Raw genomic sequence first — 15,314 nt, forward strand, 5'->3', positions numbered from 1 at the left:
GCTGATCTCCGAGAGGCGCCGGGGGAGAGATCGTCCGACAATTGCGTACGGACGGTCCACGAGATCCTCGGGAGGACGCCATGGACGCCCTGAAGAACGTGAAGCCGGCGTGGGAGAACCTCGACCCGGTGAAGACGAGGGCCATTTCCGCCGAGTTCCTCGGGACCCTGCTGCTGGTCTTCTTCGCCGTCGGCTGTGTCGTCCTGGCGGCCGACTACATCGGTGTGCTGGGCATCGCGCTGGCCTTCGGCTTCACTCTTCTGGCCCTCGCGTACGCCCTCGGACCGGTCTCCGGCTGCCACGTCAACCCGGCGGTGACGCTGGGGCTGCTGCTCGAGCGCCGGATCTCGCTGCACACGGCCATCGAGTACTGGATCGCCCAGGTGCTCGGCGCCATCGTCGGTTCGGCGATCCTCTTCCTGCTGGCCAAACAGGTGCCGGGGCTCAAGACCCACGGCGCCTTCGGCAGCAACGGCTTCGCCGAACGATCGGCCGTGCACCTCAACACCGGCGGTGCGTTCCTGGCGGAGGTCGTGATGACCTTCCTGCTGGTCTTCGTGGTGCTCTCGGTGACGCACCGGGTCGCCGTGGTCGGCTTCGACGGGCTGGCGATCGGCGTGGCCCTGGCGGTCGTCCACCTCATCGGCGTGCCGCTGACCGGCACGTCCGTGAACCCGGCCCGCAGCATCGGCCCGGCGCTCTTCGCGGGCGGCGGGGCGCTGTCCCAGCTGTGGCTGTTCATCATCGCCCCGCTGATCGGCGCCGCGCTCGCCGCCTGCGCACACCGGGTCACCCACCCCCTGCACTCGCCGGCCATCGTCGCGGACGACATCGCCGCCCCCGAGCGGCTGGCCGCGCGGCCGGCGGCCAACCCGCGGGGCGGCCCCGGCGGCACGGCGGACGAGCGGGGCCCGGAGGGCGGCGCGGGGACCGGCCCGGCCTGAGGCCTGCGGGGCCGGCCGCGCCGGCCGTCAGGAGGACGCGGCCGTCAGGAGCAGGCGGCCGTCAGGAGTAGACGGGCCCGGTGAACTTCTCGCCGGGCCCCTGGCCGGGCTCGTCCGGCACCACGGACGCCTCGCGGAAGGCCAGCTGCAGCGACTTCAGGCCGTCGCGCAGCGGCGCCGCGTGGAAGTTGCTGATCTCGGTGGCGCTCGCGGTGACCAGGCCGGCCAGGGCGTGGATCAGCTTCCTCGCCTCGTCCAGGTCCTTGTGCTTCTCGCCCTCCTCGGCGAGGCCCAGGTTGACCGCCGCGGCGCTCATCAGGTGCACGGCGACGGTGGTGATCACCTCGACCGCGGGGACGTCCGCGATGTCGCGCGTCATGCTGTCGAAGTCCGGTGCGCCCTCGTTGTCGGGGGTGGCCTCGGGGGTGGCGTCGCTCATCGTTGCTCTTCCGTTCTTCACGTTCTTCGTTCCGCGGCGGTGCGCCCAGCCTAGGGCCAGGGCCCCGGCGCGCTCGGGTGGGGACCTGCCCGGCTCGCTGGTATGCTGGACCACGACCGGCCGGACACCCGTGTGCCCGGCCCACAAGTGGAGGCTCCGATCTCCCACCTGACCGACCCCTGGTCGGCAGGTCTCGGGTCAGACAGGTGGCCCATCGTTCCGTACGGACGATGGGGAGCTGTCTATCGCGCCTCGCGGCTCACCGCGGCGGTGCTCCCTGAGTGTGAGGAGCCCTGCCTGTGACCCGTCCGGGGCGTTTTTTGCGTCTCGCGCGACGCGGCGGTCACACCGAAAAGACGTTACGCGGCTGTCCGCCAGGCGGCCGTGTGGTGCTACCGAGGAGGCCCCATCAGCGCCGAGCCCCGCATCAACGACCGGATCCGAGTCCCCGAGGTGCGACTTGTCGGTCCCAGTGGCGAGCAGGTCGGCATCGTGCCGCTTGCCAAGGCACTGGAGCTTGCGCAGGAGTACGACCTCGACCTGGTCGAGGTCGCGGCGAACGCCCGTCCGCCGGTCTGCAAGCTCATGGACTACGGGAAGTTCAAGTACGAGTCGGCCATGAAGGCCCGTGAGGCGCGCAAGAACCAGGCGCACACGGTCATCAAGGAGATGAAGCTCCGGCCGAAGATCGACCCGCACGACTACGACACCAAGAAGGGTCACGTCGTCCGGTTCCTCAAGCAGGGCGACAAGGTCAAGATCACGATCATGTTCCGTGGTCGCGAGCAGTCCCGGCCCGAGCTGGGCTACCGACTGCTGCAGCGCCTCGCGGAAGACGTCCAGGACCTGGGTTTCGTCGAGTCGAACCCCAAGCAGGACGGCCGCAACATGATCATGGTCCTCGGTCCGCACAAGAAGAAGACCGAGGCGATGGCCGAAGCCCGCGAGGCGCAGGCCGCCCGCAAGGCGGAGCGCCAGGGTGGATCCACCGCGGACGCCGCTGAGGAGCCCGCAGAGGCGTGATCCCGGGGCCCGTAGCGGCCCCGGCGCTCACTCCGGGGCGTCCCCGCCCCGGAACAGCAACCAACAGTTGACGCTCCCATGCGCCCTGAAACGGGCCGGGAGTGCCACCGACGAGGAGAGAACGGCGCTATGCCGAAGAACAAGACGCACAGCGGTGCCAAGAAGCGCTTCAAGGTGACCGGCTCCGGCAAGGTGCTCCGTGAGCGCGCCGGCAAGCGCCACCTGCTCGAGCACAAGTCGTCCCGCCTGACGCGTCGCCTCACCGGCAACGCCGAGATGGCCCCGGGCGACGCCGCGAAGATCAAGAAGCTTCTCGGCAAGTGACGTCCGGCGCCACCGCGCCGAACGCCCGCACCGGGACCCAATCGAATTCGGGCCGTGTGAGAACCCACCACGGCCCCGCTACAAGGAGTTAACAAGTGGCACGCGTCAAGCGCGCAGTCAACGCGCACAAGAAGCGTCGGGCGATCCTCGAGGCGGCCAGCGGTTACCGCGGCCAGCGGTCGCGTCTGTACCGCAAGGCCAAGGAGCAGGTCACCCACTCCCTGGTCTACAACTACAACGACCGCAAGAAGCGCAAGGGCGACTTCCGTCAGCTGTGGATCCAGCGCATCAACGCCGCTGCCCGCCAGAACGGCATGACCTACAACCGCCTCATCCAGGGTCTGAAGGCCGCCAACATCGAGGTGGACCGCAAGATCCTGGCCGAGCTCGCGGTCAACGACATGAACGCGTTCGCCGCGCTCGTCGAGGTCGCCCAGAAGGCGCTGCCGGCCGACGTCAACGCGCCGAAGGCTGCCGCCTGATCCAGGCGCCACCAGGCGTTGAGCGGACCCGCAGGCCCCCGCGGCCTGCGGGTCCGCTGCCTTTTGCCGCTTGATGCCGCTTGCCGCTCGCCGCGCAGTCCGCGAGGCCGTACGACCCCACCCAGTGAAGTGAGCCGCCGCCCATGGGCACCCCCGAGCTGATCTCCCCGCGTTCCCCCCGCGTCATCGCCGCACGGCGGCTGGCCAAGCGTAGTTTCCGGGTCAAGGAGCGCCGGTTCATCGCCGAGGGCCCCCAGGCCGTGCGCGAGGCGATCGAGCACCGCAGCGGCGGCGAGCCGACGCTGATCGAGCTCTTCGCGACCGTCGAGGCCGCCGAGCGGCACGCCGAGATCATCGGCGCCGCCCACGACGCCGGGGTGCGCTGCCACCTCGCCGCCGACGACGTGATCGCCGACCTGTCGCAGACCGTGACCCCGCAGGGCCTCGTCGGCGTCTGCCGCTTCCTCGACTCGTCCTTCGAGGAGATCCTGGCCGCCCGCCCCCGGCTCGTCGCCGTCCTGGCGCATGTGCGCGACCCCGGGAACGCCGGCACCGTGCTGCGGTGCGCGGACGCCGCGGGCGCGGACGCCGTCGTGCTCACCGACGCCTCGGTCGACCTCTACAACCCCAAGTCCGTACGGGCCTCCGTCGGCTCCCTCTTCCACCTGCCGGTGGCCGTGGGCGTTCCGGTGGAGCTCGCCGTGCAGGGGCTGCGGGCCGCGGGCGTGCGGATCCTGGCCGCCGACGGCGCGGGCGACCGCGACCTGGACGCCGAGCTGGACCGGGGCACCATGGGCGGGGCCACCGCCTGGGTCTTCGGCAACGAGGCCTGGGGCCTGCCGGAGGAGACCCGGGCGCTCGCCGACGCCGTGGTGCGCGTGCCCATCCACGGCAAGGCCGAGTCGCTCAACCTCGCCACGGCCGCCGCCGTGTGCCTGTACGCCTCCGCCCGTGCGCAGCGCGCGTCCGGAGGGTGCCGCTCCGTGACCTCCAGCTAGTAGGGTGGCGCTCCGGGGGCTCGGGAGGGGGTGCGGATGAGGTACGTCAGAACTTCCGGGAGCGTGGCCGGCACCTGCCCGGCCGCGTCCCCCGCGGGCTTCGGCCTGCACCCCGACGACCTGCCCGACGGCCTGGTCGTCGCCGATGCCGCCGGCCGTGTGACCTGCTTCAACTCCGCCGCCGCCCGCATCACGGGCGTCCGCGCGGGCGACGCCGTGGGCAGGCCCCTGGAGAGCGCGCTGCCCCTGGAGGACCTCGACGGCCGCCGCTGGTGGGCGCTGACCGACCCCTACGGAGGCCTCGCCACCCGCACCGGGCAGCCCGAGCGCAATCTGCTGCTGCCCGGCGGCCGCCAGGTGCTGGTCTGCGCCCGCTACGTGCGGGAGCGGCCGGGCGGCCCCGTGACGCGCGTCGTGGTCCAGCTGCGCGGCACCGAGGCGCGCCGGCGCACCGAGCGCAGCCACGCCGAGCTGATCGCCACCGTCGCCCATGAGCTGCGCTCCCCGCTGACCTCCGTCAAGGGCTTCACCGCGACGCTGCTGGGCAAGTGGGAGCGGTTCACCGACGACCAGAAGCGGCTGATGCTGGAGACCGTCGACGCCGACGCCGACCGGGTCACCCGGCTGATCGCCGAGCTGCTGGACATCTCCCGCATCGACTCCGGCCGCCTGGAGGTGCGCCGGCAGCCCCTGGACATCGCCGCCGCCGTGCACCGCCACGTCCAGGCCCACGTGCGCGCCGGGCAGAGCGAGGACCGCTTCGTGATCCGTGTCGCGAAGGAGCCGCTGCCCGCGCTCTGGGCGGATCCGGACAAGATCGACCAGGTGCTGGGCAACCTCCTGGAAAACGCGGTGCGCCACGGCGAGGGAACGGTCACCATAGAGGTGGCACCAGCAGTGATGAAGGCCCGTGCGGAGGGGACGGCGGTCACCGTGAGCGATGAGGGCCCCGGCATCCCCGAGGAGTCGATGGCCCGCGTCTTCACCCGCTTCTGGCGGGGCAGCAAGCGCGGTGGCACGGGCCTGGGTCTGTACATCGTCAAGGGCATCGTCGAGGCCCACGGCGGGACGATCACGGTGGGACGCGCCCCCCGCGGCGGCGCCCAGTTCCGATTTACCCTGCCCGTGAGCGCCCCGGCCTTCCTCACCCAGGCCTGAAGCCGCGCCCCACGGGCTCACCGGACCACATGCGCCCCTTAGACTCGACCTTTGGCACCTTTGGCATCACCTGGCCAATGTCGTCGGGCAAAAGCCGCGCAGCGAAGCGAAGCCAGCCAACTGGAAGCACGGGAAGAGATGTCGGCACCGAATAAGTCGTACGACCCTGTCGAGGTCGAGGCACTGAAACCGCAAGAGATCGAGCGCATGCGGGACGAGGCGCTCGCCGCCTTCGCCGCCGCCGCCGACCTGGAAGCCCTGCGCGAGGCGAAGGCCGCCCACATGGGCGACCGCTCCCCGCTGGCGCTGGCCAACCGCGAGATCGGCGCCCTGCCCCCGCAGGCCAAGGCCGAGGCGGGCAAGCGCGTGGGCATGGCCCGCGGTGCCGTGAACAAGGCCCTCGCCGCCCGTCAGGCGGAGCTGGAGGCCGAGCGCGACGCCCGGGTCCTGGTCGAGGAGGCGGTCGACGTCACGCTGCCCCACGACCGTGTCGCCGCCGGCGCCCGGCACCCGCTCACCACGCTCTGCGAGCGCATCGAGGACGTCTTCGTGGCCATGGGCTACGAGGTCGCCGAGGGCCCCGAGGTCGAGGCCGAGTGGTTCAACTTCGACGCCCTGAACTTCGAGCCGGACCACCCGGCCCGCGCCATGCAGGACACGTTCTTCGTCCAGGGTTCGGACAAGAAGAGCGAGTCCGGCATCGTCCTGCGCACCCACACCTCCCCGGTGCAGGTCCGCTCGATGCTGGACCGCGAGCCCCCCATCTATGTCGTCTGCCCGGGCCGCGTCTACCGCACCGACGAGCTGGACGCCACCCACACCCCGGTCTTCCACCAGGTCGAGCTCCTCGCCATCGACGAGGGCCTGACCATGGCCGACCTCAAGGGCACCATCGAGCACATGGTGCGCTCGCTGTTCGGTGAGGGCCTGACCACCCGGCTGCGGCCGAACTACTTCCCGTTCACCGAGCCCTCCGCCGAGCTGGACATGGAGTGCTACGTCTGCCGCGGCGAGTCGGTCGGCAACCCCGAGAAGGCCTGCCGGACCTGCTCCAGCGAGGGCTGGATCGAGTTGGGCGGCTGCGGCATGGTCAACCCCCGGGTGCTGGTCTCCGCGGGCATCGACCCGGAGAAGTACAGCGGATTCGCCTTCGGGTTCGGCATCGAACGGATGCTGATGTTCCGCCACAACGTCGAAGACATGCGAGACATGGTCGAGGGTGACGTGCGCTTCACCCGGCCGTTCGGGATGGAGATCTGATGCGCGCCCCGCTTTCCTGGCTGCGGGAATACGTCGACCTGCCGGCGGGCGAGACCGGCCGTGACGTACAGGCCAAGCTCATCGCCGCCGGTCTCGAGGTCGAGCGCGTCGAGCAGCTCGGCGCCGACATCAAGGGCCCCCTGGTCGTCGGCAAGGTGCTGACCATCGAGGAGCTCGAGGGCTTCCGCAAGCCGATCCGCTTCTGCACCGTCGACGTCGGCGACGCCAACGGCACCGGCGAGCCGCAGGAGATCGTCTGCGGCGCCCGGAACTTCTCCGTCGGCGACAAGGTCGTCGTGGTGCTGCCCGGCGCCGAGCTGCCCGGCGGCTTCGCCATCGCCGCCCGCAAGACCTACGGCAGGGTCTCGCACGGCATGATCTGCTCCGGCGAGGAGCTGGGCATGGGCGACGACGGCACGCACGGCATCATCGTGCTCTCGCCCGAGCACGAGGCCGGCACCGACGCCATCGAGCTGCTGCAGCTCGTCGACGAGGTCCTCGACATCGCGGTCACCCCCGACCGCGGCTACTGCCTGTCGATGCGCGGCATCGCCCGCGAGGCCGCCACCGCCTACGGCCTGCCGCTGCGCGACCCGGCCCTGCTGGACGTGCCCGCGCCCAACAGCTACGGCTACCCCGTCCAGGTCGCCGACCCCACCGGCTGCGACCGCTTCACCGCCCGCACCGTCACCGGCCTCGACGCCGAGGCGCGCTCCCCGCTCTGGCTGCAGCGCCGCCTGCAGAAGGCGGGCATGCGCCCGGTCTCGCTGGCCGTGGACATCACCAACTACGTGATGCTCGAGCTGGGCCAGCCGCTGCACGCCTACGACCGCTCCCGTGTGGACGGCACCCTCGGCGTGCGCCGCGCCCTGCCCGGCGAGAAGCTCGTCACCCTCGACGGCACCAAGCGCGTCCTGGACGCCGAGGACCTGGTCATCACCGACAACCGCGGCCCCATCGGGCTCGCCGGTGTGATGGGCGGCGCCGACACCGAGATCGTGGACCACGCGGCCGGCCAGGGCACCACCGAGGTCGTCATCGAGGCCGCGCACTTCGACCCGGTCGTCGTCGCCCGGGCCGCCCGCCGCCACAAGCTGTCCTCGGAGGCGTCCAAGCGCTTCGAGCGCGGCGTCGACCCGGAGGCCGCCTCCGCGGCCGCCCAGCGCACCGTCGACCTGCTGGTACTGCTGGCCGGCGGCACCGCCGAGGCCGGCGTCACCGAGATCGTCGCCCCCAGTGGGCCGCGCACGATCACGATGCGCGCCGACCACCCCGACCGCGTCGCGGGCGTCGAGTACGGCCGCGAGACCGTTGTGCGCCGCCTGCAGGAGGTCGGCTGCGACGTCTACGGGCAGGACGAGCTGATCGTCACCGTGCCCAGCTGGCGGCCGGACATGACCGACCCCAACGACCTCGCCGAGGAGGTCATCCGGCTCGAGGGCTACGAGAACCTCCCCGCCACCCTCCCGCAGCTGCCGGCCGGCCGGGGCCTGACCCCGCGCCAGCGCCTGCACCGCCGGGTCGGCCGGGCGCTGGCCGGCGCCGGGTACGTCGAGGCGCTCAACTACCCCTTCATCGGGGAGTGGGCCCTGGACCACCTGGGCCTGGAGGCCGACGACCCGCACCGCACCGCCGTGCGGCTGGTCAACCCGCTCTCCGACGCCGAGCCGCTGCTGCGCACCACGCTGCTGCCGGGGCTGTTCGCCGCCCTGCGCCGCAACGACAGCCGTGGCGAGCACGACCTGGCGCTCTTCGAGACCGGCCTGGTCTTCCGCCCGACCGGCGACGAGATCGCCCCGGTGCGCCTGCCCGTCGACCGCCGTCCCACCGACGAGGAGATCGCCGCGCTCGACGCCGCGCTGCCCCGGCAGCCGCGCCGCGCCGCCGTGGTCCTCGCCGGGGCCCGCGAGCGGGCCGGCTGGTGGGGCCAGGGCCGCCCGGCCACCTGGGCGGACGCCGTCGAGGCGGGCCGTTCCGTGGCCCGCGAGGCCGACGTCGAGCTGATCGTCCGCCAGGACCAGCAGGCGCCGTTCCACCCGGGCCGCTGCGCCGCGCTGCTCGCCGTCGTCGACGGCGAGGAGGTGCTCGTCGGCAACGCCGGTGAGCTCCACCCGCGCGTCACCAAGGCGTTCGGCCTGCCGGAGCGCACCTGCGCGATGGAGATCGACCTGGACCGCCTGGAGCAGGCCGGTACCGGCCCGGTCATGGCGCCGCACGTCTCCTCCTTCCCGGTGGCCACCCAGGACGTCGCGCTCGTCGTGGACGCCTCGGTCGCCGCGGCCGACGTCGAGGCCGCGCTGCGGTCCGGCGCGGGCGACCTGCTCGAGTCGCTGCGCCTGTTCGACGTCTTCACCGGCCCCCAGCTCGGTGAGGGCAAGAAGTCGCTGGCCTACGCCCTGCGCTTCCGCGCCGACGACCGCACGCTGACCGCCGACGAGGCCTCCGCGGCCCGTGACGGGGCGGTCCGGGCGGCCGTGGAGAGCACGGGCGCGGTGCTGCGCGGCGCGTAGCGCCCGCAGCGGCCGACGCGCCGTACGCACGCGCGAGGGGCGCCCCGGACTTCCGGGGCGCCCCTCGTGTTTGTCACGCATCGTCAGCGAGGCACGCTCCGAATATCACTCAATGGGGTGGAATCAGGGAGTCAGGTCGTTACTTTCGCGTGACCGCTCGCAAGAATCGAGCGCGTCATTGCTGCAATGGGGGGCCGACGGCATGATCCGTGAACGGGCGCTTCAATGGCGGCGGGCCCTGGTGGTGGCGCTGCCCGGGCTGTGGGTCCTCGGGGTCGTCTGCTGGGAGCTGCTGAGCCCCCTGGGAACCCAGTTCGTCCAGCTCCTCGCCGCCACCCCCGCGATCGCCTGCGCCGGCAGCGGACGCCGCCAGTGCGTCGTCCTGGGCGGCGCCTGCGCGCTGTTCGCCCTGGTGCCGCTGGGCTCCACCGGCCGCGCCGACGACGCCACCCGGCTCGGCACCTGCTGCGCGATCCTCGCGGTCCTCGGCGCCGCCTACCTCACCTCGGGCCGCGGCCGCCGCCTCGCCCAGGAGCTCGAGCACGTCAGGGCGGCGGCCGCCGCCGCCCAGCGCGCCCTGCTGCGGCCCCTGCCGCCCCGGCTCGAGGGCCTCGCCCTGGCCGGCGGCCATCTGTCCGCCAGCAGGGGAGCCCTCGTCGGCGGCGACCTCTACGAGGCGCTCGCCACCCCGCACGGCGTCCGCGTCGTCATGGGCGACGTCCGCGGCCACGGCCTGCCCGCCCTGGGCACCGTCGCCGCCCTGCTCGGCAGCTTCCGCGAGGCCGCCCACGACGAGCCCGAACTGCCCGGCGTCCTGCGCCGCCTGGAGCGCGCCCTGCAACGGCACCTGCGCGAGAGGGCCCGCGCCGACGCCGGGCCCGGGAGGGAACGCTGCGACGCCGAGGAGTTCGTGACCGTCCTGCTGCTGGAGGTCGGCGAGGACGGCGAGATCACGGCCCTCAACTGCGGGCACCCCTGGCCGCACCGCCTCACCGGCACCGGACACGGCGGCCCCCGCGCCGTCGCCGTCGCCCCCGGCGACCCGCTGCCGCCGCTCGGCATGTTCCCGCTGCCCGCCGAGCTGCCCCCGCTCACCCTGGACCGGCTGCGCCCGGGCGACACCCTGGTCCTGCACACCGACGGCGCCGAGGACGCCCGCGACGCCGCCGGGGCGTTCTTCCCCCTCACCGGCGTCCTCACCGAGGCCGCCCGCCGCCCGCTCCTGGCCCCCGCGGCCGTCGTCGAGCACGTCCAGGACGCCCTGCTGCGCCACACCGGCGGCCGGGTCGGCGACGACTTCGCGCTGCTGGCCCTGCGCAACGACCGCCCCCGCGTCCCCGCCGAAGCGTCCCCCCCCCCTCGCCCGCTGCGCCCGGCACTGAAGTCACCTACGGCGGTGGCTCGTTCACACCCCGTGCGAAGCAGCCTCCACTACGCTGATCCCACCGAGCGCACCGGAGGGCGGGCATGGAGCCCAACACACTGCTCGACGCCATCCTCGACGAAGCGGGAATATCCCACGCCGGCCTGGCCGCCCACATCAACGCGGCGGGCCGGGCGCGGGGGCTGGCGTTGCGTTACGAACACACCGCCGTCGCCCGCTGGCTCAAGGGCCAGCGGCCCCGCGGCCAGGTGCCGGACCTGATCTGCGAGGTCCTCGGCGAGCGGCTGCACCGCGCGCTGACCCTCGACGACATCGGCCTGGGCACCCCCGGCACCCCCCGGGCGCCGGGCACCCCGCTGTCGGGCTTCGTCGAGCGCGCCACCGCCCTGTGGCGCTCCGACGAACAGCAGCGCGAACACGTCGTCCAGGCCCCCGCCGTCACGGGCACCCCCGCCGTCATCCCGGTCTGGGAGTGGGAGAACCCTCCCGAGGACGCCGACGTCTCGCGCCGCGGGCTGACCCGCGTCTCGCCGACCGACATCGAGATGCTGCGCGCGGCCCGCGCCCACTACGAGCAGATGTACCGCAAGGCCGGGGGCGTCGCGACCCGGGCCAGGGTGGTCGGCTTCCTCAACGCCGAGACCGCGCCCCTGCTGCGCGGCAGCTACTCCGACGCCACGGGCCGTCAGCTGCACCGGGCCACCGGGGGCCTGGTGGCCGTCGCGGGCATCTGCGCGTACGACTCCGACGCCCACGGACTGGCCCAGCGCTACTTCCACCAGGCGCTGCGGCTGGCCAAGGCCAGCGGGGACCGGGGCCTGGGCGCGTATGTGATCGCCCTGCTCGTCAACCAGTCGCTCTTCATGGGGGAGTACCGCCAGGCGGTCGCGTTCGCCGAGTCCGCGCTGCGGGCCGCGGGCTCCGACCTCACCCCCGCGCTCGCCGCGGACCTCTACGCCATGCAGGCCAAGGCGTACGCGCGGCTCGGCGACGGCGCCGGGGCGCTCGGCTGCATCCGGCGGGCCGAGGCGGCCGCCGAACGCATCCACCGCGGCCAGGAGCCCGCCGAGACCGGCTACGTCCAGCCCGGCCTGGTGAACGTACAGGTGGCGGAGGCGCTGCTCAGCCTCGGCGACCTCGGACCCGCCCGTGAGCACGCGGACCGGGCCGTCGACACCCCCGCTCACGACCGGGGCCGTGTCCACCGGCTCGCCATGCTCACGCACATCGAGCTGCGTCAGGGAGACGCGGACAAGGCGGTGGCCACCGCACGGGAGATGACCGAGCAGGCGAGAGGCATGGAATCGCAGCGCTTACGGGACCGGCTCCGAGCGGTGCGCGAGCACCTGATCGAAAGTGGGTGCGCGGCCACGGCCGAGGCCGCCGAGATGATCGACGGGGCGCTGCGCGTGCCCTTGTGAGACACGTCGCCGGGACGACGCCCGGGAGGTGGCCACCTCGGCGGAAGGTGGCTTACACGTGCGCTGGAAGAATCTCAGGGAGCTGACCGTCTACGAGAACCGCTGGTTCCAGGTCAATCTCGCGGACGTCGAACTCCCCGACGGCCGTCACCTCGACCACTTCGTCATCCGGCTGCGGCCCGTCGCCGTGGCCACGGTGGTCAACGCGGCGAACGAGGTCCTGCTGCTGTGGCGGCACCGTTTCATCACCGACAACTGGGGCTGGGAGCTGGCGGCGGGCGTCGTCGAGGACGGCGAGGACATCGCCGGCGCCGCGGCCCGCGAGATGGAGGAGGAGACCGGATGGCGGCCCGGCCCGCTGCGGCACCTGATGTCCGTCGAGCCGTCCAACGGTCTCACCGACGCCCGGCACCACATCTACTGGACGGACGAGGCCGAGTACATCGGTGACCCGGAGGACGGCTTCGAGTCGGACCGCCGGGAGTGGGTGCCGCTCAAGCTGGTGCCCGACCTGATCGCCCGCGGTGAGGTGCCAGCCGCCAACATGGCGGCGGCCCTGCTGCTCCTGCACCACATCCGGCTCGGCTGACGCCTCCCGCGTCGTCGGCCGTCCCCGTGGTTCCGCGTTCATCGGCCGACCGCCTGCCAGACGGCGACCGCCAGTCCGGCGAGGCCGGTGAGCGCGGCAAGTGACGGCAGCGGCCATGTGCCGTGCTCCAGAGCCCGTACCCGCTCGGTCATCTCGGTCAGATCGCGCTCCGCCTGGTCGCTGCGCTGGGTGAGCAGGGCCAGGTGCCCGTCGATGCGGACGACGCCGACGTCGAGGCTGCGCCTGAGCTCCGCGAGCTCGGCCGCCCTGACGGCGTGCTCGGGATGGATGGTCACGGTCCGTACCCCTTCCGGAAGGTCCATGCGTGGTGACGACGATCCGAGTCAATCGCGCGGACGGGCGGGGCGGGAGCGTGTGCGGAGGGTATCCGCGGGTCACCGGCGCACACCCCGTGTGAACGCGGAACCCCCGTCGGCGGGCCGGCGGGGGCGCGGTCGGTGACCGAGGGTCAGCGCACGGGGTGCTCTCAGTAGGTGTAGAAGCCCGAGCCCGTCTTGCGGCCCAGGCGGCCGGCGTCGACCATGCGCTGCAGCAGCGGCGGGGCGGCGTACAGCGGCTCCTTGTACTCCGCGTACATGCTGTCGGCGACCGAGGCGACGGTGTCCAGGCCGATCAGGTCGGACAGCCGCAGCGGGCCCATGGGGTGGGCGCAGCCCAGCTCCATGCCGTTGTCGATGTCCTCGCGGCTGGCGATGCCGGACTCGAACATCCGGATCGCCGAGAGCAGGTAGGGGATGAGCAGGGCGTTGACCACGAAGCCCGAGCGGTCCTGGGCGCGGATGGCGTGCTTGCCCAGCACCTTGGCGACCAGCGCCTCGGCGCGCCGGATGGTCTCCTCGCCGGTGGTGAGCGCGGGGATCAGCTCGACGAGCTGCTGCACCGGGGCGGGGTTGAAGAAGTGGATGCCGATGACCTTGTCCGGGCGGGAGGTCGCCACGGCCAGCTTGACCAGCGGGATGGAGGAGGTGTTGGAGGCCAGGATCGCGTCCGGGCTGGTCATCACCTGGTCGAGGACCTTGAAGATCTCCGTCTTGACCTGCTCGTTCTCCACGACGGCCTCGATGACCAGGTCGCGGTCGGCGAACTCGCCGAGGTCGGTGGTGAAGCTCAGCCGCGCCAGGGTGGCGTCGCGCTCCGCCTCGGTGATCTTGCCGCGTTCGGCGGCCTTGCCGAGGGAGTTGGTCAGGCGGGTGCGCCCCAGCTCCAGAGCGTCACCGGTGGTCTCGGCGACCTTGACGTCCAGTCCCGCCCGGGCGCACACCTCCGCGATGCCCGCGCCCATCTGGCCGCAGCCGACCACTCCGACGCGTGCAATGCCGGCGATTGAGTCTGTCACCTCGTGCCTTTCGCTGATCTTCGTCGATTGCCGCGGGTGGTCGAAGGTCGTCCGGCTCCCGCCTTGGCAAAGACGTTACTCCGCGGTCGGCGGTGGCGAGTGGGCCGGGGCGGGCATGCTCTGCGCGAATGGTGTGACACACGAGGCATCCTCAAGCAGGGAGAATTCGCAAATGGGGCGTTTGACCAGAAGAGGGTTCGGGGTGGCCGCCGCGGGTGCGATGACGGCGATACTGGCGACGGGTGAGGCGGGCGCGCTGCCGGCGCCCGAGGACGCCGGGCGGAACCGCAAGCGGGAGTTCCGGGGCATGTGGACCGCCACGGTCGTCAACGTCGACTGGCCGTCCAGGCCCGGACTGCCGCCCGAGCGTCAACAGGCCGAGCTGACCGCGCTCCTCGACGTCGCCGTGGCCCGCCGGCTCAACGCCGTGGTCCTGCAGATCAGGCCCACCGCCGACGCCTTCTGGCCGTCCCGCTACGAGCCGTGGTCGGAGTATCTGACGGGCACTCAGGGCCGTTCGCCGGGCTGGGATCCGCTGGCCTTCGCGGTGCGCGAGGCCCACAAGCGCCGCCTGGAGCTGCACGGCTGGTTCAACCCGTACCGTGTCGCCAACCACACCGACCCCGGCCGGCTGACGCCCACCCACCCGGCCCGGGTGCACCCCGGCTGGGTGCTGCCCTACGGCGGCAAGCTCTACTACAACCCCGGCCTGCCGGAGGTCCGCCGCTTCGTCCAGGACGCCATGCTGGACGCGGTCTGGCGCTACGACCTGGACGGCGTGCACTTCGACGACTACTTCTACCCCTACCCCGTGGCCGGGCAGACTTTCGACGACACGGCGGCCTACGAGCGCTACGGCGCCGGCTTCCCCGACCGGGCGGCCTGGCGGCGCGACAACATCGACCGGCTGGTGCGGGAGATGGCCGAACGCATCAAGAGGCGCAAGAGACATGTGCGGTTCGGCATCAGCCCGTTCGCCGTCTGGCGCAACCGCGCCACCGACCCGCTGGGCTCCGACACCCGGGCCGGCGTGCAGACCTACGACGACCTCCACGCCGACACCCGCAAGTGGGTCCGCGAGGGCTGGATCGACTACATCGTCCCGCAGTGCTACTGGCACATCGGCTTCACCGTCGCCGACTACGCCAAGCTCCTGCCCTGGTGGGCGGAGACCGTACGCGGCACCGGCGTCCACCTCTACATCGGCGAGGCCCTCTACCGGGCCGGGGACCCCGCGCAGCCCGCGCCCTGGCAGGACGCCGCCGAGCTCTCCCGCCACGTCGCCCTCGGCAGGACGTATCCGGAGGTGCTCGGCAACGTCTACTTCTCCGCGCAGCACGTCGCCCGGGATCGCATCGGCGCGATGGAGCGCGTGGTGAAGGACCACTACCCCCACCGCGCGCGTCCGCCGCGCTGAGGTCCCGG

General features: G+C 72.6%; 14 protein-coding genes and 1 pseudogene. 12 read left to right on the forward strand and 3 right to left on the reverse strand.

Features of this window, described 5'->3' with window-relative positions:
* The first annotated feature begins 80 nt into the window (after nucleotides 1-80).
* Nucleotides 81-944 carry an MIP family channel protein gene (locus tag J1792_RS11590; protein WP_242645880.1) on the forward strand — a complete coding sequence of 288 codons (864 nt, stop codon included), beginning with the start codon at nucleotides 81-83 and terminating at the stop codon, nucleotides 942-944.
* Between the two features lie 61 nt (nucleotides 945-1,005).
* On the opposite strand, the gene J1792_RS11595 is transcribed toward J1792_RS11590, so the two are convergent.
* Nucleotides 1,006-1,383 (reverse strand): DUF1844 domain-containing protein, encoded by a 378-nt coding sequence (locus J1792_RS11595; protein WP_086568977.1) that lies wholly within the window; start codon nucleotides 1,381-1,383, stop codon nucleotides 1,006-1,008.
* Nucleotides 1,384-1,767: 384 nt separating this feature from the next.
* On the opposite strand from J1792_RS11595, the gene infC reads away from it, so the two are divergent.
* The 10 genes and pseudogenes from infC to J1792_RS11645 all read left to right on the forward strand — a co-directional run bounded on the left by infC (nucleotide 1,768) and on the right by J1792_RS11645 (nucleotide 12,532).
* Nucleotides 1,768-2,406 (forward strand): translation initiation factor IF-3, encoded by a 639-nt coding sequence (gene infC / locus J1792_RS11600; RefSeq protein WP_086568975.1) that lies wholly within the window; start codon nucleotides 1,768-1,770, stop codon nucleotides 2,404-2,406.
* Nucleotides 2,407-2,535: 129 nt separating this feature from the next.
* Nucleotides 2,536-2,730, forward strand: a complete 195-nt coding sequence (gene rpmI, locus J1792_RS11605; protein ID WP_086568974.1) for a 50S ribosomal protein L35 — start codon at nucleotides 2,536-2,538, stop codon at nucleotides 2,728-2,730.
* Nucleotides 2,731-2,825: 95 nt separating this feature from the next.
* Nucleotides 2,826-3,212, forward strand: coding sequence for a 50S ribosomal protein L20 (gene rplT, locus J1792_RS11610; RefSeq protein WP_071964710.1), 387 nt, complete (start codon nucleotides 2,826-2,828; stop codon nucleotides 3,210-3,212).
* A gap of 143 nt (nucleotides 3,213-3,355) precedes the next feature.
* Nucleotides 3,356-4,210 carry a TrmH family RNA methyltransferase gene (locus tag J1792_RS11615; protein WP_086568972.1) on the forward strand — a complete coding sequence of 285 codons (855 nt, stop codon included), beginning with the start codon at nucleotides 3,356-3,358 and terminating at the stop codon, nucleotides 4,208-4,210.
* A gap of 36 nt (nucleotides 4,211-4,246) precedes the next feature.
* Nucleotides 4,247-5,368 carry a sensor histidine kinase gene (locus J1792_RS11620; RefSeq protein ID WP_086568970.1) on the forward strand — a complete coding sequence of 374 codons (1,122 nt, stop codon included), beginning with the start codon at nucleotides 4,247-4,249 and terminating at the stop codon, nucleotides 5,366-5,368.
* 138 nt (nucleotides 5,369-5,506) lie between these two features.
* Nucleotides 5,507-6,628, forward strand: a complete 1,122-nt coding sequence (pheS, locus tag J1792_RS11625; protein ID WP_086568968.1) for a phenylalanine--tRNA ligase subunit alpha — start codon at nucleotides 5,507-5,509, stop codon at nucleotides 6,626-6,628.
* Nucleotides 6,628-9,138: a phenylalanine--tRNA ligase subunit beta gene (gene pheT / locus J1792_RS11630; RefSeq protein WP_207247195.1), complete on the forward strand. Its 2,511-nt coding sequence runs from the start codon at nucleotides 6,628-6,630 to the stop codon at nucleotides 9,136-9,138. The genes pheS and pheT overlap by 1 nt, the downstream gene beginning before the upstream one ends.
* Before the next feature lie 202 nt (nucleotides 9,139-9,340).
* Nucleotides 9,341-10,504, forward strand: a pseudogene (locus J1792_RS11635) (PP2C family protein-serine/threonine phosphatase); the annotation flags it as partial.
* A gap of 101 nt (nucleotides 10,505-10,605) precedes the next feature.
* Nucleotides 10,606-11,943 (forward strand): tetratricopeptide repeat protein, encoded by a 1,338-nt coding sequence (locus tag J1792_RS11640; RefSeq protein WP_086568964.1) that lies wholly within the window; start codon nucleotides 10,606-10,608, stop codon nucleotides 11,941-11,943.
* A 58-nt stretch (nucleotides 11,944-12,001) separates the two neighbouring features.
* Nucleotides 12,002-12,532 carry an NUDIX hydrolase gene (locus J1792_RS11645; RefSeq protein ID WP_086568962.1) on the forward strand — a complete coding sequence of 177 codons (531 nt, stop codon included), beginning with the start codon at nucleotides 12,002-12,004 and terminating at the stop codon, nucleotides 12,530-12,532.
* A 38-nt stretch (nucleotides 12,533-12,570) separates the two neighbouring features.
* On the opposite strand, the gene J1792_RS11650 is transcribed toward J1792_RS11645, so the two are convergent.
* Together J1792_RS11650 and J1792_RS11655 are read right to left on the reverse strand one after the other, a co-directional pair.
* Complete coding sequence (locus J1792_RS11650; protein WP_086568989.1) at nucleotides 12,571-12,828, reverse strand: hypothetical protein; 258 nt, start codon at nucleotides 12,826-12,828, stop codon at nucleotides 12,571-12,573.
* A 191-nt stretch (nucleotides 12,829-13,019) separates the two neighbouring features.
* Nucleotides 13,020-13,877 (reverse strand): 3-hydroxybutyryl-CoA dehydrogenase, encoded by an 858-nt coding sequence (locus tag J1792_RS11655; protein WP_086568987.1) that lies wholly within the window; start codon nucleotides 13,875-13,877, stop codon nucleotides 13,020-13,022.
* 184 nt (nucleotides 13,878-14,061) lie between these two features.
* Between J1792_RS11655 and J1792_RS11660 the strand changes: the two genes are divergently transcribed.
* Entirely contained in the window at nucleotides 14,062-15,306 is a 1,245-nt protein-coding gene (locus tag J1792_RS11660) for a glycoside hydrolase family 10-like protein (RefSeq protein WP_086568960.1), read from the forward strand.
* Nucleotides 15,307-15,314 lie beyond the last annotated feature (8 nt).

The sequence above is a fragment of the Streptomyces triculaminicus genome, from assembly GCF_017349075.1.
GTDB lineage: Bacteria > Actinomycetota > Actinomycetes > Streptomycetales > Streptomycetaceae > Streptomyces > Streptomyces triculaminicus.

Coding starts and splice junctions, on each gene's coding strand:
- J1792_RS11590 (WP_242645880.1), top strand. CDS start 81: ATGGACGCCCTGAAGAACGTGAAGCCGGCGTGGGAGAACCTCGACCCG.
- J1792_RS11595 (WP_086568977.1), bottom strand. CDS start 1,383: ATGAGCGACGCCACCCCCGAGGCCACCCCCGACAACGAGGGCGCACCG.
- rpmI (WP_086568974.1), top strand. CDS start 2,536: ATGCCGAAGAACAAGACGCACAGCGGTGCCAAGAAGCGCTTCAAGGTG.
- J1792_RS11615 (WP_086568972.1), top strand. CDS start 3,356: ATGGGCACCCCCGAGCTGATCTCCCCGCGTTCCCCCCGCGTCATCGCC.
- J1792_RS11620 (WP_086568970.1), top strand. CDS start 4,247: ATGAGGTACGTCAGAACTTCCGGGAGCGTGGCCGGCACCTGCCCGGCC.
- pheS (WP_086568968.1), top strand. CDS start 5,507: ATGTCGGCACCGAATAAGTCGTACGACCCTGTCGAGGTCGAGGCACTG.
- pheT (WP_207247195.1), top strand. CDS start 6,628: ATGCGCGCCCCGCTTTCCTGGCTGCGGGAATACGTCGACCTGCCGGCG.
- J1792_RS11640 (WP_086568964.1), top strand. CDS start 10,606: ATGGAGCCCAACACACTGCTCGACGCCATCCTCGACGAAGCGGGAATA.
- J1792_RS11660 (WP_086568960.1), top strand. CDS start 14,062: ATGGGGCGTTTGACCAGAAGAGGGTTCGGGGTGGCCGCCGCGGGTGCG.